Raw genomic sequence first — 23,170 nt, forward strand, 5'->3', positions numbered from 1 at the left:
AGATCGGAAACCAGGCCGCAAGGGCGGTTGTCACGCCATTTCAGTTTGGGCTTCGGCCTGTTCGGCTTCTTTCTGGGCAGCGAGATATTTATGGACGGCCTGAATCACCACAGAGCCTTCTCCAACACCGGATGCCACACGCTTGACTGACCCGGACCGCACATCACCCACTGCGACAATGCCGGGGCGGCTTGTCATGTAGGGACTGTCCGTTGGTTCACCCTGACAATCACTGCCGGTGCGGATGAAACCGCCATCATCCAGTTGCAGGCAATCGCCAATCCAACCGGTATTGGGAACCGCGCCGATCATGACAAAAACATTGCGGATATCTTTATCTTCAACGCCGTCAGGCCCTTTCCAGCGCAAGGATTCGAGATAATCCTCTCCGATCAGTTCTGTGATTGCCGTTCCGAATCTTATCGTTACCTTTGGAGAGGCTTCGAGGCGGTCTATCAAATAGCTCGACATGCTGGCGGCCAGGCTGTCGCTGCGGATCAGCAGATGGACGTGCTTTGCCGTTTGCGAAAGGAACATTGCCGCCTGTCCGGCGCTATTTCCGCCACCGATGACCGCCACTTCCTCATTTTGGCATAGCTTTGCTTCCATCGGTGTAGCCGCATAGTGAATGCCCTGACCTTCAAATTTTTCATCATTTTCCAGATCAAGTTTGCGGTAGCTGGCGCCGGTTGCGATAACCAAAGCTCTGGTGCAAATAGATTCATCACCTTCCAGAATTATTTTGTTATATTCGCCGTTGCAATCCAATCCTACCGCATTACGCGAAATCGCCAGTTTTGCGCCAAATTTCTGTGCCTGTATCTGGGCGCGTCCGGCCAGCGCCTGACCGGAAATTCCCGTTGGAAAGCCAAGATAGTTCTCGATTTTCGAGCTGGTCCCGGCCTGACCACCCGGCGCGAGTTTTTCGATGATGATGGTTTCAAGCCCTTCCGATGCGCCATAGACGGCTGCGGCAAGGCCGGAAGGACCTGCGCCGATCACTGCCAAGTCATAGAGATGGTCGGGATGCAGTTCCTCGGTCAAGCCCAGCGCATCGGCCAATTCTTTATCGGATGGCGCCTTTAGCAACCGTCCATCAGGCAGGATAACGACAGGCAAGTCGCTGCGTTCGATGCTGAAACCTTCCATCGCGTTCGCGCTGTCCTTATCCGCATCTATATCCAGCATCCGGTGGGGATAGCCGTTGCGGGTCAGAAAACGGTCAATTTGTAGGGTTATGCTGTCCTTGTTACGCCCGATCACGGTAACACCGCCCTGCATATGCTGGATCAAGCCCACCCGGCGCAGGATGAAGGCGCGCATGATGATCTCGCCAATATCGGGTTCGGACACGACCATACGGCGAAAGTCGGCGCGCTGGAAGCGCAGCACGTCGGTCACACCGGAAGCGCGCCCGCTGACCAGGATTTCTCGATCATTGAACAGATCCAGTTCGCCGGTAAACTGGTTTTTCCGGTGGACGGTAAAGACATTCGCGTTGCCATCGTCATCCGTGTCGAAAATCTCTACCGCACCGGATAGGATGATGAAGAAATCGACACTCCGCTGGCCACGTTCGAACAACAATTCACCATCCTTCAGCGTTTCCTTGTCACAAAAGGATTGAATGCGATTGAGATGACTTTCTTTCAGGGTTGGAAAGGTCTGCTCTTCCCGTTGATACGGATCCGCGCCATCAACGCGGGGAACGCCGCTGTTATTTTGTGCAGGAGGGGAAAGCGGGGTTTCTGGGGGATTAGTCATGGCTTCATTCTGACTGTTCATCGTGCAGATATCAAGAGGCGGTTATGGCGCTTGCGGATAGACTGCGCCGATAATTAGGCTATTGGCTGGCAGCGCATTAGTGGTTAAGGGAAGTGTTATGAAAAACATGATCATCAAAGCGGCTCTTTTGGGCCTGTCGGTTACCACTCTTTCGGGCTGTGCCTTGCTTGGCGGCGGCGGTGGTGGCGGAGGCGCAGATACCCGTTATGTCGCACGTGATGTGAACACGCTATACAATGCGGCAAAAGACCGTCTCGACCGCGGACAGTATAAGCTTGCAGCGGCCCTGTTTGACGAAGTTGAACGGCAGCATCCCTATTCACCATGGGCCCGCCGTGCGCAGCAGATGAGTGCCTTTAGCTACTATGTCGCCGGTGACTATAACAAGGCGATCGAGTCATCGAGACGTTTCTTGTCGATCCACCCGGGTAATAAGGATGCGCCTTATGCCTATTATCTAATCGCGCTGAGCTATTACGAGCAGATTAGCGATGTTACGCGGGATCAAAAGATTACCGAGCAAGCACTCGCAACCTTGGGCGAAGTGGCACGCCGCTATCCCAATAGCCGCTATGCCGCCGATGCCTTGTTGAAGATGGATCTGGTCAACGACCATCTCGCTGGCAAGGAAATGGAAATTGGCCGATTTTACCAGCGCCGTGGCAACTGGCTGGCGGCAACTATCCGTTTTCGGGTAGTGATCGAAAAATATGAAACCACGACTCACGCGGCCGAAGCCCTGATGCGGTTGACGGAATCCTATCTTGCTTTGGGCATTCCGGCGGAAGCTAAGAAAAGCGCAGCGGTTCTGGGCGCAAACTATCCCGGTTCGAAATGGTACGAGCGGGCTTATGATCTGGTACAAAAGCACGGCGCAACCTGATTCCGTGTAAATTGCTGCGATCCATGTCCATGGACGTTGCAGCTAAGATAAACGTGATTTAAGAGAAGGCTGTGCTGCAGTCTCTTTCCATTCGTGACATTGTTCTTATTGAGGCGCTGGACCTGGAATTCGGGTCTGGCCTTTCTGTGCTTACCGGCGAAACCGGAGCGGGCAAGTCGATCCTGCTGGATTCTCTGGGCCTTGCGCTGGGTAATCGCGCCGATAGCGGATTGGTGCGCCAGGGCACCGAAAAGGCGCAGGTAACCGCGAGTTTTGATGCACCAAAAGCGGGCAGCAAATTGGCTCTATATCTGCAGGATAATGATATTGATGTGGAGCCGGGTGAACCGCTCATCATCAAACGGTCGGTGAAAGCCGATGGCGGCAGCCGGGCGTTCGTCAATGATCAGCCCTGTTCTGCGACACTGCTCAGGGAATTGGGCAGCAGACTGATTGAAATCCACGGCCAACATGATGATCGCGGGCTGATCAACCCAAAGGGGCATCGGACTTTGCTCGATACCTATGCCGGTGCCGATGGCGCAAAAGTCAGACAGGCTTTTGAAGGCTGGCAGTCTGCGAAAGCGGCTTTGGAAAAAGCGCTTAACGATCAGGAAGCTGCGGAACAGGATCGCGAATATCTGGAGCATAGCGTAGCTGAACTTTCAAAATTCGCACCGCAGCCGGGCGAAGAGCAGGAACTGGCTCTCGAACGGGCAACGATGATGAAGGGTGAGAAACTAACCGGCGATCTTGAGGCGATCAGAGCGGCCTTTGATGGATCCAATGGTGGTCTGGCATCCCTGCGCGCGGCGGCGCGGCGGCTGGACCGGATTGCAGAAGACCATCCCTTGCTGACAGAGGCTTTGCAGGCACTTGATCGCGCCGTAATCGAAGCCAGCGAAGCGGAAGAAAAGCTCAATGATGCGGCCCATGCGCTGACCTTTGATCCGCAGCGGCTCGACGATATGGAAACGCGTCTCTTTGATTTGCGCGCTTTGGCCCGCAAGCACCGGGTTGAGGGCGATGCCTTGCCACAATTGCTGGCCGATCTGGAAACGCGCCTGTCGGCGATTAGCGATGGCGGCAAATCATTGGGGGCTCTGGAGGCAAATGTGAAAGCCGCTAAGCAAGCCTATGTCGATGCTGCGGAAGCGTTGCGGGTGAAACGGACCAAGGCAGCGAAGGCTTTGGACAAAGCGGTCGCCGGGGAACTGGTGCCACTGAAACTGGACGCGGCGCGGTTTGAAACTTTGCTGGAGCCTTTGGAGGAAGACCGCTGGGGTGCGAACGGCATGGACCGGATCGAATTCCTGATCTCGACCAATCCCGGTGCACCTCTGGCACCGCTTGGCAAGATTGCTTCCGGCGGTGAATTGTCGCGCTTCATATTGGCGTTGAAGGTTGCCTTGGCTGAAGAGGGCGGGGCCAAGACGATCATCTTCGACGAGGTTGATCGCGGTGTCGGTGGCGCCGTGGCATCAGCCATTGGCGACCGACTGGCGCGCCTGTCGAAGTCAGCGCAGTTGCTGGTCGTGACCCATAGCCCGCAAGTGGCGTCCAAGGGCAATGCCCATATGCTGATCAACAAAAGTTCCAACGGCACGGTGTCCCGCACGGATGTCAATGCGCTGGATGATGACGGGCGCAGGCAGGAAATTGCGCGGATGCTGTCCGGTGCCGACGTTACCGACGAGGCAAGGGCGCAGGCGGATCGTTTGCTGGAGGGGGTTTGAGTGGACCGGAGGCGTTTGATTCAGTTTTTTGGCGGTGGTCTAGTTGGCGCTGTTCTGCCAAATATTGCTTCAGTGGGAGTTGCTAGAATGGAAGGTAAAGAAATCGAAACTGCGTACGGGATCATCGGGCAGATGAAAATTGCCGAGGGGAAACGCGACGAACTTATCTCTATTTTAGCGGAGGGGACGCGCGATATGCCGGGCAACCTATCTTACGCAATTTCTAAAGATATCAGCGATGAAAACGCAATTTGGATCACCGAATATTGGCAGAATAAGGAAGCGCACGCTGCTTCACTACAACTGGAATCTGTGCAAGAAGCAATTGGCAAGGGGCGGCCGATGATCGAGGGATTTGGGCATCGGTTCGAGGTTGCTCCTGTCGTTGGAATTTGATCAACTTGTCAGAAAACATCAATCTCTCTGAAGCAGAAGCCGCGAATGAACTGATGCGTCTGGCGAAGGTGATCGCCAAGCATAACAAGCTTTATCACGCCGAAGACACGCCGGAAATTTCCGATGCGGATTACGACGCCCTGGTGCGGCGCAATAACGAGCTGGAAGAGGCTTTCCCGCATCTGGTGCGGGATGATAGCCCGAACAAGCTGGTCGGCGCGGCTGTTGCAGCGTCCCCGCTTTCGAAAGTCGCGCATGAGCAGCGGATGATGAGCCTCGACAATGGCTTTTCGGATGAGGATATCGCCGAATGGCTCGCGCGGGTGCGGCGGTTTTTGAACCTGCCAGAGGATGAACCGGTTGCGGTGACGGCGGAGGACAAGATTGATGGTCTGTCATGCTCGCTGCGCTATGAGAAAGGCGAACTGGTATTGGCCGCTACGCGGGGTGATGGCCAGATTGGCGAAGATGTTACCGCGAATGTGCGGATGATCGCCGATATTCCGCAGACACTTAAGCCCTCACCCCTTCAGGGGAGAGGGTCGGGGGAGAGGGAGGTTATCCCCGAAGTCTTCGAAATCCGCGGTGAGGTCTATATGGCCAAGAGCGATTTTGATGGCCTCAACTCGCGCCTAATGGACGAAGGCAAGGCCGATGCGGCGGCGAAGAAAGTCGCTTTCGACCCCGAGAAGATTCGACAATTTGCCAATCCGCGCAACGCGGCGGCGGGATCGCTACGACAGAAGGATGCGCAGATAACGGCCAAGAGGCCCCTCCGATTCTGGGCCCATGGCTGGGGCGTGGCGAGCGCGCTGCCCGGGGACACAGCTTTTGACGTCATGAAGGCAATCGCTTCCTGGGGCTTGCCGCTGTCGCCGCTTGTCAAACGGTTTGAAACTCTGGACGCGATGCTCGCCCACTACCGCCATATCGAGGCGGAACGGGCTGATCTGCCTTATGATATTGACGGAGTCGTGTATAAAGTAGACCGGCTCGATTGGCAGCAACGTCTTGGCTTTGTTGCAAAGGCACCGCGCTGGGCGCTGGCCCATAAATTCCCGGCGGAACAGGCGCAGACGACGCTGGAAAGCATCGATATTCAAGTGGGGCGCACCGGCAAATTGACCCCGGTGGGACGCCTCAAACCCGTGACGGTCGGTGGTGTTGTCGTATCCAATGTGACCCTCCATAATCGCGATGAAATAGAGCGGCTCGGCGTGCGTCCAGGCGACCGGGTGGTGGTTCAGCGCGCGGGTGACGTTATCCCGCAGGTGGTCGAAAATCTGACCCGCGATGAGAAGCGAGAACCCTATATTTTCCCCGATCATTGCCCGGAATGTAACAGTGAGGCCGTGGCCGAAGAGGGTGAGGTCGATGTCCGCTGTACGGGGGGTCTGATATGTCCAGCACAGCGGTTTCAGCGGCTGGTGCATTTCGTGTCGCGCGCCGCGCTCGATATTGACGGACTGGGCGAAAAAAGTATCGCCGAGTTTATCGACGCGGGCTTTCTCGAAAGCCCTGCAGACATATTCCGGCTGCATAAGTACCGCGATGACATATTGGCGCGGGATGGTTGGCAGGAAAAGTCTGTGGATAATCTGTTGGCGGCTGTGGAAAAGAAACGCTCTGCCGATGCAGCGCGCCTTCTATTTGGGCTTGGGATCCGCCACATTGGCGCAGTGACAGCGCGCGATTTGATGAAGAATTTCACAACTCTGCCAAAACTGGCCGAAATCGGAATGGCGGCGCGCGACGACGAGGCTGTCCGTGACGAGATCACCACCATTGACGGCGTTGGCCCGACGGTGGCGCAGGCACTGGCCGATTTCTTCCACGAACCGCATAATCGCGAAGTCTGGGACGACCTGCTCAGCGAAGTGACACCGCCCGATTATGTCGTGGAGACCCGGGACAGCGCCGTAGCTGGCAAAACGGTTGTATTTACCGGCAAGCTGGAAACCATGAGCCGCGATGAAGCCAAGGCGCAGGCTGAGGCTTTGGGTGCCAAGGCATCTGGTTCGGTGAGTGTAAAAACCGATCTTTTGGTGGCCGGTCCCGGTGCCGGATCAAAGATGAAGAAAGCTGAAGAGCTGGGCATAGAAGTGATCGACGAGGCAGCATGGGCGGATATTGTCAAAGCGGCTGGATAGGCTGAATTTTACGGGGACTATAAGTGGCCAAGAAACAGGGAATATTAAAGCAGCTTGCGAAAGATCTGGAGGCACCGCCAGAGGTGCGCCGTTTTGGCAGCGGCTGGCTGGCCGGCTTTTTTGCGGTCGTGATGGCCATTGCCGGGCTGGGCATGGTGATCGCGCTGCGCTTTCCCGAATGGTTTGCCACGCCTGAGCTGCAAGCGGTGAAGGAATGGACCGGATTTCGCGGGGCGGTCCATTTGTTGTTGCTGGGTTCCTATGCGCTTGCCTTGTTGAGCCTGCTCCTCGTCCACGCAAGGCCTTGGGCTTTTCGGCATTGGCTATCGGCATTACCGCTGCGTTTCTCGGCGGCGCCAATGTGCAGCCGGAGGATACCAACAGCTGGGGTATATTCTTTGGCCTCGATTTCTTCATCGTCAATATGGTGGTCACTGGACTGATGTTTGCGCCGCTGGAGCGGATATTGCCGCATAAACGATCACAGCGTCTGTTCCGGATCGAATGGCGGGAGGATCTTTTCTACTATCTGATCAGCTCGATGATGGTGCAGGCGTTGACGTTCCTGGCACTGGCGCCTTCCAATGTCGTGGTTGCCAATACCAATAGCTGGGATGCATTCCGGGCGATGGTCGCCTCCATCCCGTGGATTTTGCAATTTGTGATCGTGCTGGTGCTGACCGATCTGGTGCAATATTTCTTTCACCGGACATTTCATCGCTGGCCGTTTCTATGGGGCTTTCACGCGGTGCACCATTCCGCCAAGTCGATGGATTGGCTAGCGGGCGCGCGGATGCATTTTATCGAGATCATATTGCTGCGGGGGATAACCTCGTTGCCAATGATGACACTGGGTTTCAGTCCTTCAGTGCTTCAGGCTTATATTGCCTTCGTCTATATCTATTCGTCCCTTCTGCACGCGAATATCAAGGGTGATTTCAACTGGCTCGGCCACTGGATTGCGACGCCGCGTTTCCATCACTGGCATCACGGACTGGAGCGGGAAGCATTTGATGTTAATTTTGCGATTCATTTTCCATGGATCGACAAGCTGTTCGGAACATTTTATTTGCCACCGTCCAAATGGCCGGAAGGCTATGGGATACCGGAAGATGTGCCGAAGGGTTATCTGAAGCAGTTCGCCTATCCCTTGACCCGCAAGAAACCTGATTATCAGGACTAGTCGGGGCAAATGGGGGATCCGGAAAATATCGATATCGGGTGGCGCAGCGCACTCATGCTTGCGGCGGCCCTGCCGGTTTATGCAAGCATCATATTCCTGTTAATGCGCAATCTGGAGCGGCGGGCAAGCCTGTTTCTGGCAGCGACCCTGTTCGCCACTGCGTTCACACTAACGCCGCAGATTATTGGCTATGCAGGATTTTATGATGTCTGGCCTGGGCTGACCTTCTTTCCCTTCAATGCGAAACTCTGGATTGCGCCGCTATTCTATCTCCATGCCTATTGTCTCATGCATGGTGGACCGCTCGGCTGGCGCAAATATCTGATACTACCGGGACTGGTGCAGACGGTCTATTATATCTGGGCGTTTACCGCCTTGGGTGATTACAAGGCCAAATGGGCTTATAATGCGGCATTTCATGAACCCTATCTGGTCCGGTTCGAAACGCTGCTGGTGATAATGTTCGCGATTATCACAGCCATTGCTGTCTTCCGGTTGATGAAGCGCTATCGACTCTATCTGCAAACCACTCAGTCCGCCGCCTCCGATTTTGACCCGCGCTGGATTTCAAGACTGATCATTGTCGCGGCGATAGCCATCTTCTTGTGGCTGTTGATTGAGATTATCGACGTGGCCATCATTCCCATGAGCTATAATCAGGAATATCCCTTTCAGCTGGTGATCATGCTGATCGTAGCCGGGGCCGGACTGGATGCGCTTTCCTCTATCCGGGAACCTTATCCAAAGATAGGCAATGCGCACGGCGGGATTGCTGCAGAACCGGAGCAGCGTGACTGGTCAGCGGAAGGGCGCGTGCTGGAACAGAAGGTGCGGGAAGAACAATGGTATCTCGAACCGCGCCTGAATATTCGTGACGTTGCGTCGCGTCAGGCGAGTAATGAAAGTTACATTTCACGGGCCTTGAATCAGGGCCTTGGTTTGACCTTCAATGCATTTATCAACGGCTTGCGCGTCGAACATGCCAAGGGCTTGCTCGGTAAAACCGACGAGAATCTTATTCAGGTTGCCTTTGCCTCCGGTTTTAACAGCAAGGCCAGCTTTAACAGGGTTTTCAAGGAATTAGCAGGCATGACTCCGACAGATTATCGTCGGAACATGGTCCGTTGAAACGTCTCATAATCCGTATTTAGGGTCTCAATACAGCGATTGAGGCGCAAGCCGCACGATATTCGATCATCTGTTTTTCATGCCCCGGCCAATATCCGGCGCTCTGAATTTGATGACAGATGGAGACCTACAATGTTTAACAAGAAAATGATTACTACCAGCGTTTTCGTAACCGCCTTGGCCATGCCCAGTGTAGGCTGTGCCCAGAGCAAAAGCCAGGCACCCGATCCTGAATATGATGCAGCCACAATGCTTACACCAGCACAGGTTGCCAGCGATGTCGCGCTGGCTGAAGAAGCCTATGAACGCATCCATCCCGGCTATACCCGTTACACCGATGCCGAAACGTTGAAAGAGGCATGGGCGGCCATTGCAGCAAAAGCGGCCACCGAAAAGGGCATGACCATTGGCGATTTCTATCTGGAGATTCAAAATGTGCTGACCCTTATCCGCTGCGACCATACCAAGGCGGAGCTACCAAATCAGCTTGCAAAGGAACGCGACGTTAATCCTGTCTATCTGCCTCTGCGCTGGACGCTGATCGAGGACCGCGCGATTGTCACCATTCCAGCCGGAACCGGACTGAGCCGGGGCGACGAGATACTGGCCATCGATGGTCGGCCAATTGCAGAGATGATCGCAGAAGTGGCTCCCCTGATTCCGGTGGATGGGTATACGGAGTGGTCAAGACGTTCAGGTATCTCGGAATCTCTCGAATTTCGTGGCGGGGCAATTGATCATTTCGGCGCATTGCTTTGGGATATTAAACCGTCAGCTACCGTCACCGTAACGAATGCAGCGGGTACAAAACGAGATATTGTTGTTGAACGGATAATTCACAAGAAATGGAGAGCATTGAGCAAGCTGGCAGCAGATGCACCGGCGGCCAATTTCAAGGATGCAATAGGTTTTGAGCGCCTGGGAAGCCAAAGCGCCTATCTTAAAGTGGATACTTTCGTGAACTATCGTGATCCGGTGAAACCGAAAGAGCTGTTCGATCCAATTTTTGATACACTTAGGGACGAACGGCGTGAAAATCTGATACTCGATCTGCGACAAAATGGTGGCGGATCAAATGATGCACAACAGGCTTTGACATCCTATCTATTCGACAAACCAGTAAAACTGGCGACTGATGCAAGGGTAAAAACCCTGAATCATAAAGGCCTGGAAGACTATTTATGGACATGGGACAAGCGCGCGATAAATCCCAGCGCCTTGGGGTTCAGCAGAAATGATGATGGAAGCTACTCGCTACGGGCTTTCGTTGAGAATCTAATAAAGCCGGTAAAACCTGCGAAAAATGGATTTAGAGGCAAGCTTATCGTGCTGACCAGCGACAGCAACAGTTCTGCAAGTGCCACTTTAATCGCGTTGTTGAAAGGCAATGATCGGGCAGTGTTGGTCGGCGAAAAAACCGGAGGCAGCCCTGATGGCAATACGGGCGGGTTGCAGTTCACGCTGACCGTTCCAGAAAGCCAGATACGGATGCGGATTCCGATGATCCGATATTTTAATGATCTAAAAGGCTTTGAAACCGGGCAGGGTATCGCGCCTGACAAGGTGGTTCCGTTAACGGTAGATGCTTTTCGAGCCGGCTTTGATCCGGCATTGGAAGCTGCCAAAGCTTTGTTTGAATGATTTTGAATGATTAGGGCGACTGACGTTTCCCCCGATCCGTCAGTCGCCCCGGGGTCCCCACCCCAAACTGGTCAATGATTGCGTGGATCAGGAAATAAACAAAGCGGCTGACGGAGTTTCCCCCATCCGTCAGCCGCTCTGTTCCCCACCCCAACTCTAAATTACGTTCTCGCTTCGGCTTCTTTCGCCGCAAGCTCTTTTACACCATAACCGCCTTCCTTGTTCTCAGGGAAAAGCGGCCAAGCGAGTTGTTGTCCAACGGTTGCCGGTGCCAAATTTTCGACACCATAGCTATCCGGATAGCGGCGTGTAATCTTGGCCGTTCCGAAAAGTATATCCCAGAAAAACAGTAGGTTACCGTAGTTGCCCTTATAGTTTGTCGCGCCATCTTCCATATGGCGGCCGTGATGGGCATGGTGGGTCGCGGGTGTCGAGATTGTTCTCTCCACCAGCCACATCACAGGAGACAGCCATTTGATGTTGTAAAGCGGCTTGTCCCATGCAACGTCGCTATGTGCAGCAATAATGACGGTCATTTTGACGATGATAAAGCCAACATAGACCCAGCCTAGACCTAAGTAGATAAGAATGCCCGAGAACCAAATACTGGGCATAAGAAAATAATAGAAGATGTTGTTCCGATAGACCAAACGGATGCTCATATATTTCGCGTCGTGATGCGCCCGATGCAGATTGTACAGGAACGGGATGCGGTGAGAGAGCCGGTGCATCCAATATTGGGTCATGTCGTCGAAGATCAGAAACAGGGCGATTGCGGCAACGAGAGGAATGCCAGCAAGCGCGCCCGCCCATTGCGGAGCGGCCGCACCCATCAGAAACTGGGCAGTAACAATGATCGTGGGCTGCGTGAAAACCAGAAGAACAACGGAACCGATAATTTCCACTGCCGCATCCTTGAAAGTTTGCTCCGGTTTCGAAAACAGTCTGGTGCGGAAAAGTTCCAGAACGCCGAAAAGCGCAAAAACCCCAATGATCGCGTAGATTTCCGGCCGCATCGAGTATCCTTTGGTTGCAACGCCTCTTGCGTTCTTTCGCCACCTAACAGATAGCTGCTATGTGAAATGCTAAGAGGTTTGCAATTGGCGGAAACACAGCACATTTCAGGCTCGACTTTCTCGGCTACCGGATTTGTAACGGTATTGCCGGATGATGTTCGCTGCCGGTTGCTTGAACATGGCAGCCCTCGCTGTTTTGCTAAGGGTGAAATCATCCAGCAACGCGGCGACACCGGGCGAGAATTTTGGCATATTAAAAGCGGAACCGTCCAAATTGGTCGTTATTCGATGGAAGGTAAACTCACCCTGTATGCATTATTGGGGCCAGGGAAAGTTTTGGAGAACAGGCCTTTTTGGGAGAATTTCCCCGCTTGGTGGATGCGATTGCCGGCAGTGACGTAAAATTACTTCGTATCGGCGAGGCGGAATTCCAGGCAGCGATAGAATCCGATCCCAGAGTCCCGCGCATATTGTTGAAGGCCATGGCCAATTTGGTGCGGCAGGCATTCGACCAGATTGAGACAGATCGCCATATGTCCACAGTCGGACGGGCAGCGCAAGCGATTGCGCGGCAATGCGGTGAACATAAAGGAGAGGTGGCGATATGCGTCACGCAGCAGGAACTGGCTGATCTTGCTGGCCTGTCCCGGATCTCGTTAGGCAAGGCTCTCGCCAAGCTGGAGGCAGACGGCCTTATCTCAAAACGTTACGGAAAAATCACGGTCCATGATTCAAAGGCATTGAACGGATCATTTACCCGTTAGCCTTGGGGCTCTGGCTCCAAAAACCAGCGCATCACGCCGCCTTGAAAAGGAGTCCAGATGCCCATTCTAACTCCCGCCTGGCGCAGGACATCGCCGGTCCAGCTGTTGCAGGTATAGAAAGCATTATAGTGCCCACGTGATTCATAGAACAGGTCGTTTTTTCCATATCCCTTAGAAGGAATTGGTTGACCTGCTTCATTCAGTACAAATCGTCGCTCGATGGCTTCAACAATCAAACGATATTCCGCTTCGCTGACTTTAAAGCTGCGGCGATAGGGGGGATAAACTTGTGGATAGTTCAGGTGATAAACATGCAGCAAAACATTGCTGCTGCCGATAATTGCACTCGCGGCGTCCTTGAAACGCAGATCCTGCCACTGTTCAGCGTTGCGATAAACACCCTCATGGCCCCAGCCGACCAATATATGGGTGCCATATCTCGCCGGATCGTCAAGATGTTCGGGCCTGATCAACGTCCCCCAATCATGGGCGTCGCTGCGCATCGGCATGACGATGCCAGTGTGCAAACCATTGGTTTCTATGAATAATTCTATGCCCTCATCCGGACTTTCCCAAAACTGATTGGCGGGAAATATGCTACCGAACAGGGCGGCAATAAGGTACAGCATGATCAATACCAACAGGCTGGTAAATATGCGTTTGGGCCATTTCATCCGAGAAGTTGCCATTGAAACCTTTTTTGCTGTAGGATGCCTCTATGTTAACAACCCCCGACCCAGAAACGCATGTGTATGATAAGCCGCCTGCGCACGCAAATGCGGATTGGACTATAGACCAGAATTGGTCGGCTTATACTGCCGAAGAGCATGCCACTTGGGATACGCTCTATGCGCGTCAACGCGACATGTTGCCCGGTCGTGCGGCGCAGGCATTTCTTGACGGTATCGACATATTGCAGCTGTCAAAGCCCGGCATTCCCGATTTTGAAGAACTGAACCGGATATTGATGGACGCTACCGGCTGGAAAGTGGTGGCTGTGCCCGGGCTCGTGCCGGATGATGTGTTTTTCGATCATCTTGCCAATCGGCGTTTTGTTTCCGGTAATTTCATCCGGAGACCCGATCAACTGGACTATCTGCAGGAACCGGATATTTTTCATGATGTTTTTGGTCATGTTCCGATGCTCGCGGATCAGCGCTTTGCGGATTATATGGCAGCTTACGGGCGCGGTGGTCTTCGGGCGCTGGAGTTCGGAACGCTAAAGCAGCTGGCACGGCTTTACTGGTACACAGTTGAATTCGGATTGATTCAAGAGCCTGAAGGTCTGCGCATCTATGGTGCCGGTATCGTATCAAGTTTTGGCGAAAGCATTTTTGCGCTGGATAGCGACAGCCCCAATCGCATCCTTTTCGATCTCGAACGCGTACTGCGCACAGAATATCGCATTGACGATTTTCAACAGAATTATTTTGTCATTCCCAGTCTGGATGAACTGTTACGCGTAACTGTCGAAACCGATTTTAAGCCGGTTTATGAAAAAATTGCCGACATGCCAGACATAAAAATCGCAGAAATCGTTGAGAGTGATGTTGTATTGACCCACGGCACCCAGGATCATCCCAGCGCGCAATCGGATTCGGCTGTCGTGATCTGATAGGTTGCTCTTCGCTAACAGCTTAAACCACTAGCATTCACCAAAATAATCGGATGCCAAAGGCGACCGGAGGATCCTGTGTGTTTTCGCCGGGCCATATTCTCGAGCCTTGACCAGCGTCAGGCAAGGCCATTCGTTTTCGATCAGGCTATGCCGCAGGCGAAATCCGACCCTGATATAAGCATGCAGCACTTCTGCACGTTGCGCTTTCAGAAGGCCAGCAAGGATCAACGTTGTGTTAGAGGTTGCAGCAGCAGCAATCTGAGGCGCAAGAGCGACTAACGGACCGGCCAAAATATTGGCAATAATCAAATCATATGGCGCACGTTGGCGCAATGCGGGATGATCCAGGCCGTTGCTTATTTCCAGTCTGATCGCCCGGCGCTCATGCCCTATCATAATGTTGTTAACCGAAGCGTTTTGTGCGCTGACATCTATTGCCACCGGATCAATATCACTGGCAATGATCTGGGCCGTCGGCCAAAGATGGCGAGCAGCAAAAGCGAGCAGGCCCGTGCCCGTTCCAACATCAATGATATTGTCGTAAAACCGGCCCAGTTTTTTGAGCCGATCCAGACTTTCCAGACAGCCCTTGGTTGTTTCGTGATGACCGGTACCAAAGGCCTGACCGGCATCTATACAGATATTGGTGACCTTCCCATTGTCGAGCGGCAGGCTGTTTGATGTGTGCACATAAAATCGGCCTGCGCTAAGCGGTTCCAGCCCTTTCTGGCTAAGCGTGACCCAGTCCTCATCGGCCAGTTTTTCTACCGAGGCTTTGGTTCTGGATAGCGTCGCAGATGGCGAGAGGCTGGAAATTTTTGCCAGAAACGCGCCATCAGGCTTGGCATCACAATAGACCTCAATCACCCAATCATCGGGGGTTTCGGGGTCCGCTTCGCGTGTGACAATAGTCGGTATGCTGTCGGCTGAACTGACGAACAGATTGTCCGCTGCCAAAAGCTCTGCTTCTTCGCGCGTGCACGGCAGAGTGATCTTCCATGTATCGGTCAACCGATGATCACCGGGCTAAAAACGTGCTCAGGCATTGGCCATCTCTAGCGCTTCATTGGCTTCCAGCCAAGCTGCCTCGTTTTTCTCAAGCTCCTCCTGAATCGATGCCCGCAATTTCATCAGCTCGGTCATCGTTAAGTCGGCATAGTCTTTCTCAGCACTGGCCGGATCGAACATCGCGCGATCAATATCTGACAGTGCCTTGCCGAGAGATTCGATTTTCTTTTCAGCAGCGCTGGCGGCTTTTCGCAGATCCGATTGTTGCTTGCGGCGTTCGGCGGCCTGACGGCGTTCTTCCTTGCGATTGCCGCCGGTTCCGCCACCAGCGGTCGGCTTGGCTTCCTGGTTTTTACCCAGCACAAAGTCGGTATAGTCGTTAAGTGTTCCGGAAAATTCTTGCGCTTTGCCACTGTCGACCATGATCAGACGATCAGCGGTCAACTCCAGCATATGGCGATCATGGCTGACCAAAATCACCGCGCCGCTATATTCGTTGAGCGCGTGGACCAGAGCTTCGCGCGCATCGACGTCGAGATGGTTTGTCGGCTCATCGAGGATCAACAGATGCGGGGCATCACGGGTGATCAGGGCGAGGGCCAATCGTGCGCGTTCGCCTCCAGAAAGTTTGCCAACTTTCATGGTAGCTTTATCGCCGGAAAAACCGAATCGACCGAGTTGCGCGCGGACAGCTCCGGGTTTCGCGTCCTTCATCAGCCGCGTCATATGCTCGAGGGGAGTGTCGGTCGTATCCAGTTCTTCCACCTGATATTGCGTGAAATAGCCCACAGTCAGCTTTCCGGACTTGTTCATTGCACCGGTTTTGGGTGCCAACTGACTGGCGAGAAGGCGAGCGAGGGTTGTTTTGCCGTTACCGTTGCGTCCGAGCAAAGCCGTGCGATCATCGGGGTCAAGTCGAAGGTTAAGGCCTGACAATATGATATTGTCGCCATAGCCGACGGCGGCATTGTCCAGTGTGATCAGCGGGGGCTTGAGTTCCGCCGGACTTGGAAAATGAAAGCTGAGCGAAGGGTCTTCAATGGCAGCTGCAATGGGCTCCATGCGGGACAGGGCTTTGACACGGCTCTGCGCTTGTTTTGCGCTATGGGCCTTGGCACCCCATCGGTCGACAAACGCCTGCAGTTTTTCGCGTTGGGCCAGTTGCTTTTCCCGGGAGGCGGCCATTTGCGCCTGACGTTCGGCGCGCTGTTTCTCAAATGCGTCATAGCCGCCGGGATAGAGCGTAGTCTTTCCGCCCTGCAGATGCAGAATGTGATCGACTACATTATTCAGCAAATCCCGTTCATGACTAATCACCAATATAGTAGCCTGATAGCTGGTCAGGAAATTTTCCAGCCACAACGTCGCTTCCAGATCGAGGTGATTGGATGGTTCGTCGAGCAGCAGCAATTCGGGCTGCGAAAACAGTAAGGCCGCAAGTGCCACCCGCATGCGCCAGCCACCGGAAAAACTGTCCATTGGTTGTTGCTGTGCTTCTTCATCAAAGCCCAGACCGATTAATATTTTTGCGGCACGGGCAGGGGCGCTATGCGCTTCGATCATATTGAGGCGCTCGTGAATTTCGGCAATCCGGTGTGGATCGTCTGTGGCCTCCGATTCCAGCAGCAGTGCCGCTCGCTCGGTATCAGCGGCCAAAACAGTCTCCAGCGGGGTTTCCGCGCCAGCGGGTGCTTCCTGCGCAATATAGCCCATGCGAGCGCCCTTGGGCAAATCGACATTGCCGTCATCTGGCTCCAGCAATCCAGCGACCACTTTCATCAAAGTGGACTTGCCGGCACCATTGCGCCCAATCATCCCCACGCGCGCGCCAGGGGGCAGGGCGGCGGTGGCCCCGTCGAGAATAACTGTGCCGCCAAGGCGTACCGTGATGTTGCTAAAATTAAGCATGGGCGCTCGTTAGCGGAGCTTTGGGGATTCGGCTAGTGAGTGTAAAGTTGAAAGCTTTCGAGCTGTTCTTTGAGCTTTTCAGTATTTGAGAAGCTACGCCTTATGCAGAAGGCGGACACCAGGTTAGTTTATCGACAAAGTATCAGCGCCTTTTCTGGTTAGAACTGCCGCAGGTTGTGCCCTTATCGCAACCATCTTCAACCACATAGAATCTTGTATTGCTCCGCTGGATTGTTTTAACCTGTAAATCAGCTAGTCGAGATGCCGAGCTCTAACCGTAAGGTTCTTGCATTAAGGCTGGATCACCAACTTGGGACAATTCAATGGGAAGATATCTGGCACCGCTGTTCGGGCTTGCAGCCATATTACTTGTCAGCTGGTACGGCTATCGCGCCTTCGTTCAGGAAGATTTCCCGCTCCCGTTGTCGGCAACTGCCGAAGCTGCACCGCAGGATCGATTGCCAACGGAACCCGATGATTGGCAGGGCAAGATCGATTATCTCAGCCTTGATCGTCGCATCGCAGCGCTCGCTGCACGGCCTGAAATGGCAGGGCTCGCTGTCGCAATTGTCGAGGATGGTGAGCTTCGCTTTGTACAAACCTATGGCGTAACCGATAAACGCAGCGGCGAGCGGGTAACGCCGCATACGGTTTTCCGCTGGGCCTCGGTATCAAAAGGAGTGGCAGGGTTACTCGCGGCAAAGCTGTCCGAAGAAGGTGGACTTGATCTTGATGCTACACTGAACCGCTGGCAGACGTCGCTCATGCTTCCTGGAGAAGCTATGTCACGGGTCACGTTGGCACAGCTTATGTCGCACCAGACTGGACTCACCAAAAATGCATATGACCGTAAACTGGAGGACGGCGAGAGCCCGGGCCTGCTCCGTAAACGGCTGGGAACTGCGCCGCTACAGTGTATGCCTGGCACCTGCCATAGCTATCAGAATATTGCATTTGATACCGCCAGCGAGATTTTGGGACAGGCGACAGGTACTATCTATGACGACGCTGCGCAGATGCAATTGTTTGAACCGCTTGGTATGGAGAGCGCACAGTTCGGTATGATCGGTCTAACTGGTGCTGAAAGCTGGGCACGACCGCATCGCGGCGATGAAGTGCGGACCTTAGTGGAATCATATTGGCGTCTCCCCGCAGCGGCTGGTGTAAATAGCAATATAGTGGATATGGCGCGCTGGCTTCGTGCGCAGTTGGGCGCGAATAAGGACGTTCTGTCGAGCGAGGCTCTCGAACTGGCCCATAGTCCGCGCGTTGAAACGGGGCGGGTTTATGGCGGCGATCTGGCCCGTGCCCTGACTGAACCATCCTATGGACTGGGTTGGCGCAATTTTACCTATAACGGTCGGCGATTGATCGGACATAGTGGGGCGGTGGATGGATACCGTGCGACGATTATATTTGATCCCACGGCCCGCACCGGAGTGGTTGCGATGTGGAACAGTGGTTGGGGCAAACCCTTTGGGATACCCTTTGCCATACTTGATAGTTATTATGGTAAGCCCGCAAATGACCTATCTGCAAATGACTGGCTCGGACTGTCCAACTTGCCACTTCCCAAGCCTTTACAACCCTCGCTTTCCGGCAATCAGCCTAATCCCTAGCATCCGCTTTTGTGCCAAACGCGAACGCCCGAACAATGCTATTTTTGCGCCAACCAGATCATATGATGGGCCCCACGTTTGCCATGCGCACGCACCGGTGCTTCCTCTACTGAGAAGCCCACATCGGCTAATCTTCGTGTGAACTTTGGGTCTGAGGCAGAGGACCAGATTGCCAATATACCACCTGGGCGCAGAGCCTTTTGGGCAGCTTTTAATCCGGCGGGATTATATAATCGGTCGTTGGATGCGTGGGTGATCCCGTCCGGTCCGTTATCCACATCCAGCAGGATCGCATCATAGTGATTGTCTTTTTGAGAGATTAGATCAAATACATCTGCCGTTTCGATGGCAACGCGAGGGTCATCAAGACTACCATCAAATATTTCGGCCATCGGTCCTTGTGCCCATCGTACAACAGCGGGGATCAGTTCGGCTACGATGATCTCTGCTTTTGCATCCAGCAAAGGCAAAGCGGCTCTGAGGGTGAAGCCCATGCCCAATCCACCAATTAATATGCGTGCATTGGCTCGATCGGTCAAACGTTCAAAGGGCAGCGTGGCTAATGCTTCTTCCGAACCGCTGAGTCGGCTGTTCATCAGCTCGTTGCTCCCCAGCATGATCGAAAATTCCTGACCACGCTGGAAAAGCCGAAGCTCACCACCGCCATTAGGGATTTCCGCTGTATCTAGCAAAATTCGGGGTGTCACCGGACGAAGCTCGCGCCATTGGCGTCTAGCACCGCGCCGGTCATCGACGGCGGCGCGTCAAGCGCACAATATATGGCGATGGATGCAATTTCTTCGGGCTGTGCCACACGGCCGAGCGGAATGTCCTTGAGCAGCTTGTCACCTCCTCGGCTTTCCAGATAGTCATCGGCCATCCCCGTCATCGTAAAACCAGGGCAGATGGCAAAGGCCAATATCTCTTTGCTGGCATAAGCACGGGCAATGGTCTTGGTCATCGCCACCATTCCGCCTTTTGATGCTGCATAATGCCAATGATCGGGACTGTCTCCGCGGTAGGCAGCGCGGCTGGCGATATTGACAATCCGTCCCGCTACTTCCCGTTCTTGAAAATGTTGCACAGCCAACCGGCAAAGCTGCGCCGATGCCGTGAGGTTGATTTGCATTGTCCGGTTCCAGCTTTCCAGCCACTCAACATCGCTGCTGGCAATCGGGTTAGGATCAAAGATGCCGGCATTATTGATCAGGACATCAATTCGGCCATCCAGCCGGTCCAGGCTATCCTGCCACAGTCGAGAGACTTCATCGGCTTTTGAGAAATCGGCCTTCAGCAGCCCCGCATCACCAGAAGTGCTGTGCCCTGCAGCGACAACCCTGACGGGATCAAAACTATCCAGAATCGCTTTGCCAATACCGCGGCTTGCACCGGTCACCAAAATATGTGTTCTTGCATCTGTCATGTTGAGCATGAATAGGGCCAGCTGCGTCAAAGGTCCAACACGAGATGGCGAAAGCCTCACAAATTTGACAGCGCTTTCGGGATTTGCATGGGTCTGTCAGCTATTTGCACTCGAAAACTTGACCGCCAGCATATAAAAACCCTGCTATCCTGTTTGCATGCGGTCATGTTTTCGCTAAAGCACTGGTTCGTTTACAAAGACTCCAGCGAGATGCGGAGTCTCTGATCAGGGGACAAAAATTGGTTAAGCCAACGAACCGGCCATTATCGCCACATTTGGGAATTTATAAATGGGGGCCGCATATGCTGGTCTCTATTCTTCATCGGGCCACGGGCGATGCCCTTGCCTTGCTGGGCGCGCCGATATTGGTTTGGTGGCTCTACAGTATCTCGGCTGGACCTGAGGCTTATGAATTTTTCGTCGGTATTATGACAACTATTCCCGGTTTCATCGTGATGATTGGTATGACCTTCGCCCTGTTCGAACATACATATTCCGGCCTGCGCCATTTTGTGCTTGATGCCGGTGCAGGATATGAGCTCCAGACGAACAAATTATGGTCGGCGCTTGTACCCGTCTTGGCGCTGCTTTCTACAGCCGGGCTCTGGGCTTTCATCTCTTCAAAGCTGATTGGATAAGACGATGGGATCAGGAACAAATATTGGTAAGGTTCGCGGTCTTGGCTCTGCTCGGGAAGGCGCCCATCACTGGATTATTCAGCGGGTTACTGCGGTTGGAAATCTTGCGCTTATCGCCTGGCTGCTGATCTCGTTGCTGCGGTTGCCAAATTACGAACATGAACTGCTGATCGGCTGGTTGTCATCGCCGCTGGTTGCGGTTCCGATGATGTTGATGCTAGTCAGCATTTTCTGGCACTTGCGGCTTGGCTTGCAGGTTTTGATTGAGGACTATGTCCCTGATCATGGCCTGAAGTTCGGCCTCATCATCTTGCTTAACTTTTTCGCCATTGGCGGAGCAGCGCTTGGAATTTTCGCTGTCGCCAAGGTCGCCTTTACCGGAGTGGTCGCTTAATGACTGACACAGATTCAAAACCCGCCTACAAGATTATTGACCACACCTTCGACACCGTCGTCGTAGGGGCTGGCGGATCCGGTTTGCGCGCCACGATGGGGTCGGCGGAAGCTGGGCTGAAAACTGCTTGTATCACGAAAGTTTTTCCAACCCGTTCTCATACCGTTGCAGCACAGGGCGGTATTGCGGCTTCCCTGGGTAACAACACGCCGGATCACTGGGCGTGGCATATGTATGATACAGTGAAAGGCTCTGACTGGCTGGGTGATCAGGACGCGATTGAATATCTTGTTCGCGAAGCACCGCAGGCGGTTTATGAATTGGAACATGCCGGTGTGCCTTTTTCGCGTAATGAAGATGGTACCATCTACCAGCGGCCCTTTGGCGGCCACATGCAAAACATGGGTGAAGGACCTCCGGTGCAACGTACCTGTGCTGCCGCTGACCGCACCGGTCACGCGATGCTCCATGCGCTCTATCAACAGAGCCTGAAATATGACGCGGATTTCTTCATTGAATATTTTGCCATCGATTTGATCATGGAAGACGGCGAATGCCGCGGTGTGATCGCTATCTGTCTGGAAGACGGATCGATTCATCGGTTCCGTGCCCATGCCGTTGTACTGGCAACAGGCGGCTCTGGCCGCTGTTACTATAGCGCAACATCTGCCCATGCCTGTACCGGCGATGGTGGCGGCATGGCGCTACGTGCTGGTCTGCCTTTGCAGGATATGGAATTTGTTCAGTTTCACCCCACCGGCATTTACGGTGCAGGCGTCCTGATTACCGAAGGCGCGCGCGGGGAGGGCGGTTATCTTACCAACTCCGAAGGCGAGCGTTTCATGGAACGCTATGCGCCCAGCGCGAAAGATCTTGCGTCTCGCGATGTGGTGTCTCGCTGCATGGCAACCGAAATTCGCGAAGGCCGCGGTGTTGGACCAGAGAAAGATCATATCTATCTCCACCTAGACCACATTGCTCCGGACGTGCTGGCTGAACGCCTTCCAGGCATTACTGAAACCGGCAAGATTTTCGCGGGTGTTGACCTCACACGTCAGGCGCTGCCTGTGGTACCGACGGTGCACTATAACATGGGCGGCATACCCTGTAATTATCATGGCGAGGTGGTGAATCCGACGAAAGATGACCCGGATGCTGTGGTCCCAGGGCTTTATTCCGTGGGCGAAGCGGCCTGTGTATCCGTGCATGGAGCAAATCGTCTTGGTTCCAACTCGCTGATCGATCTGGTTGTCTTTGGCCGGGCAACTGGGCTACGTTTAAAAGAGAAGCTGAAACCTGGCACGTCGCATAAGCCATTGCCTAAAGATTCAGCCGATCTGTCGCTGTCTCGCTTGGACCATTTCCGTTACGCAAAAGGTGGTACAACAACCGCTGCTTTACGTTTGGAAATGCAAAAGACGATGCAGAAAAATTGTGCGGTTTTCCGCGACGACGAATTGCTGGCTCAGGGCGTCAAAGAGATGCGGGCGGTTAACAACAAAATGGGTGATGTAAGTGTTACCGACCGTTCATTAATCTGGAATACCGATCTCATCGAAACGTTGGAGCTTGACAACTTGATGGCACAGGCGGTTGTCACAATGGAAAGTGCCGCCAACCGCAAGGAAAGTCGCGGTGCCCACATGCATGAGGATTATGAAGACCGTAACGACAAGGAATGGATGAAGCACACGGTTGCGACATTTGACGGCTGGGGCGGGCCTAATAAGGCGCGCGGTACCGGCAAGGTCGACATCAGCTATCGCCCAGTCCATGACTATACCCTCACGGACGAAGCCGAATATGTGAAACCGAAGAAACGGGTTTATTGACGATTTTCAAGGGCTCGCGTTGATTATTGACCAATCCCGATCATCTAA

21 protein-coding genes and 1 pseudogene are annotated in these 23,170 nt (G+C 53.8%); 15 read left to right on the forward strand and 7 right to left on the reverse strand.

Going from position 1 to position 23,170, the window contains the following annotated elements; genetic code table 11:
* Positions 1–30: 30 nt before the first annotated feature.
* Positions 31–1,764: an FAD-dependent oxidoreductase gene (locus ACO6S1_RS14415; protein ID WP_422343327.1), complete on the reverse strand. Its 1,734-nt coding sequence runs from the start codon at positions 1,762–1,764 to the stop codon at positions 31–33.
* Positions 1,765–1,891: 127 nt separating this feature from the next.
* Here ACO6S1_RS14415 and ACO6S1_RS14420 point away from each other — a divergent pair, with 127 nt between their 5' ends.
* The 8 genes from ACO6S1_RS14420 to ACO6S1_RS14455 all read left to right on the forward strand — a co-directional run bounded on the left by ACO6S1_RS14420 (position 1,892) and on the right by ACO6S1_RS14455 (position 10,902).
* Entirely contained in the window at positions 1,892–2,668 is a 777-nt protein-coding gene (locus ACO6S1_RS14420) for an outer membrane protein assembly factor BamD (protein ID WP_422346201.1), read from the forward strand.
* 71 nt (positions 2,669–2,739) lie between these two features.
* Complete coding sequence (gene recN / locus ACO6S1_RS14425; RefSeq protein ID WP_422343328.1) at positions 2,740–4,404, forward strand: DNA repair protein RecN; 1,665 nt, start codon at positions 2,740–2,742, stop codon at positions 4,402–4,404.
* An 87-nt stretch (positions 4,405–4,491) separates the two neighbouring features.
* Positions 4,492–4,800 carry a putative quinol monooxygenase gene (locus tag ACO6S1_RS14430; RefSeq protein WP_422343329.1) on the forward strand — a complete coding sequence of 103 codons (309 nt, stop codon included), beginning with the start codon at positions 4,492–4,494 and terminating at the stop codon, positions 4,798–4,800.
* A gap of 53 nt (positions 4,801–4,853) precedes the next feature.
* Positions 4,854–6,950 carry an NAD-dependent DNA ligase LigA gene (gene ligA, locus ACO6S1_RS14435; protein WP_422346202.1) on the forward strand — a complete coding sequence of 699 codons (2,097 nt, stop codon included), beginning with the start codon at positions 4,854–4,856 and terminating at the stop codon, positions 6,948–6,950.
* A gap of 23 nt (positions 6,951–6,973) precedes the next feature.
* A complete protein-coding gene (locus ACO6S1_RS14440; RefSeq protein WP_422343330.1) occupies positions 6,974–7,393 on the forward strand; it encodes a hypothetical protein in 420 nt (139 codons plus the stop codon).
* Entirely contained in the window at positions 7,276–8,133 is an 858-nt protein-coding gene (locus ACO6S1_RS14445; RefSeq protein ID WP_422346203.1) for a sterol desaturase family protein, read from the forward strand. Before ACO6S1_RS14440 ends, ACO6S1_RS14445 begins: the two co-directional genes overlap by 118 nt.
* 9 nt (positions 8,134–8,142) lie before the next feature.
* Positions 8,143–9,261 (forward strand): helix-turn-helix domain-containing protein, encoded by a 1,119-nt coding sequence (locus ACO6S1_RS14450; protein ID WP_422343331.1) that lies wholly within the window; start codon positions 8,143–8,145, stop codon positions 9,259–9,261.
* 132 nt (positions 9,262–9,393) lie between these two features.
* The gene (locus ACO6S1_RS14455) at positions 9,394–10,902 is read left to right on the forward strand and encodes a S41 family peptidase (RefSeq protein ID WP_422343332.1); all 1,509 of its coding nucleotides are present in this window, start codon (positions 9,394–9,396) and stop codon (positions 10,900–10,902) included.
* A gap of 161 nt (positions 10,903–11,063) precedes the next feature.
* Here ACO6S1_RS14455 and ACO6S1_RS14460 read toward each other — a convergent pair whose 3' ends face one another.
* A complete protein-coding gene (locus ACO6S1_RS14460) occupies positions 11,064–11,918 on the reverse strand; it encodes a sterol desaturase family protein (RefSeq protein ID WP_422343333.1) in 855 nt (284 codons plus the stop codon).
* Between the two features lie 66 nt (positions 11,919–11,984).
* Between ACO6S1_RS14460 and ACO6S1_RS14465 the strand changes: the two are divergent.
* Together ACO6S1_RS14465 and ACO6S1_RS14470 are read left to right on the forward strand one after the other, a co-directional pair.
* Positions 11,985–12,310, forward strand: a pseudogene (locus ACO6S1_RS14465) (Crp/Fnr family transcriptional regulator); the annotation flags it as partial.
* 141 nt (positions 12,311–12,451) lie between these two features.
* Entirely contained in the window at positions 12,452–12,682 is a 231-nt protein-coding gene (locus ACO6S1_RS14470; RefSeq protein WP_422346204.1) for a Crp/Fnr family transcriptional regulator, read from the forward strand.
* Here the strand turns inward: ACO6S1_RS14470 and ACO6S1_RS14475 are convergent.
* A complete protein-coding gene (locus tag ACO6S1_RS14475; RefSeq protein ID WP_422343334.1) occupies positions 12,679–13,356 on the reverse strand; it encodes a TIGR02117 family protein in 678 nt (225 codons plus the stop codon). The two genes, ACO6S1_RS14470 and ACO6S1_RS14475, sit on opposite strands and share 4 nt — an antisense overlap.
* A gap of 44 nt (positions 13,357–13,400) precedes the next feature.
* Between ACO6S1_RS14475 and phhA the strand changes: the two genes are divergently transcribed.
* Positions 13,401–14,297: a phenylalanine 4-monooxygenase gene (phhA, locus tag ACO6S1_RS14480; protein ID WP_422343335.1), complete on the forward strand. Its 897-nt coding sequence runs from the start codon at positions 13,401–13,403 to the stop codon at positions 14,295–14,297.
* 30 nt (positions 14,298–14,327) lie between these two features.
* Here the strand turns inward: phhA and ACO6S1_RS14485 are convergent, their stop codons facing one another.
* Positions 14,328–15,311, reverse strand: a complete 984-nt coding sequence (locus ACO6S1_RS14485; protein WP_422343336.1) for a 50S ribosomal protein L11 methyltransferase — start codon at positions 15,309–15,311, stop codon at positions 14,328–14,330.
* Between the two features lie 27 nt (positions 15,312–15,338).
* Positions 15,339–17,216 (reverse strand): ABC-F family ATP-binding cassette domain-containing protein, encoded by a 1,878-nt coding sequence (locus ACO6S1_RS14490; protein ID WP_422343337.1) that lies wholly within the window; start codon positions 17,214–17,216, stop codon positions 15,339–15,341.
* Positions 17,217–17,539: 323 nt separating this feature from the next.
* Here ACO6S1_RS14490 and ACO6S1_RS14495 point away from each other — a divergent pair, with 323 nt between their 5' ends.
* Positions 17,540–18,835, forward strand: a complete 1,296-nt coding sequence (locus ACO6S1_RS14495) for a serine hydrolase domain-containing protein (RefSeq protein ID WP_422343338.1) — start codon at positions 17,540–17,542, stop codon at positions 18,833–18,835.
* 38 nt (positions 18,836–18,873) lie between these two features.
* Here ACO6S1_RS14495 and ACO6S1_RS14500 read toward each other — a convergent pair whose 3' ends face one another.
* Complete coding sequence (locus ACO6S1_RS14500; protein ID WP_422343339.1) at positions 18,874–19,542, reverse strand: hypothetical protein; 669 nt, start codon at positions 19,540–19,542, stop codon at positions 18,874–18,876.
* Positions 19,539–20,267, reverse strand: a complete 729-nt coding sequence (locus ACO6S1_RS14505) for an SDR family NAD(P)-dependent oxidoreductase (RefSeq protein WP_422343340.1) — start codon at positions 20,265–20,267, stop codon at positions 19,539–19,541. The genes ACO6S1_RS14500 and ACO6S1_RS14505 overlap by 4 nt, the downstream gene beginning before the upstream one ends.
* A 230-nt stretch (positions 20,268–20,497) precedes the next feature.
* On the opposite strand from ACO6S1_RS14505, the gene sdhC reads away from it, so the two are divergent.
* Genes sdhC through sdhA form a run of 3 tightly spaced genes read left to right on the forward strand, consistent with a single transcriptional unit; the run spans position 20,498 to position 23,122 of the window.
* Positions 20,498–20,896, forward strand: coding sequence for a succinate dehydrogenase, cytochrome b556 subunit (gene sdhC, locus ACO6S1_RS14510; RefSeq protein ID WP_422343341.1), 399 nt, complete (start codon positions 20,498–20,500; stop codon positions 20,894–20,896).
* 4 nt (positions 20,897–20,900) lie between these two features.
* A complete protein-coding gene (gene sdhD, locus ACO6S1_RS14515) occupies positions 20,901–21,290 on the forward strand; it encodes a succinate dehydrogenase, hydrophobic membrane anchor protein (RefSeq protein WP_422343342.1) in 390 nt (129 codons plus the stop codon).
* Positions 21,290–23,122: a succinate dehydrogenase flavoprotein subunit gene (gene sdhA / locus ACO6S1_RS14520; RefSeq protein WP_422343343.1), complete on the forward strand. Its 1,833-nt coding sequence runs from the start codon at positions 21,290–21,292 to the stop codon at positions 23,120–23,122. Before sdhD ends, sdhA begins: the two co-directional genes overlap by 1 nt.
* Positions 23,123–23,170 lie beyond the last annotated feature (48 nt).

Origin of the sequence: Parasphingorhabdus sp., from assembly GCF_965233695.1 — a bacterium.
Classification (GTDB): Bacteria; Pseudomonadota; Alphaproteobacteria; order Sphingomonadales; family Sphingomonadaceae; genus Parasphingorhabdus.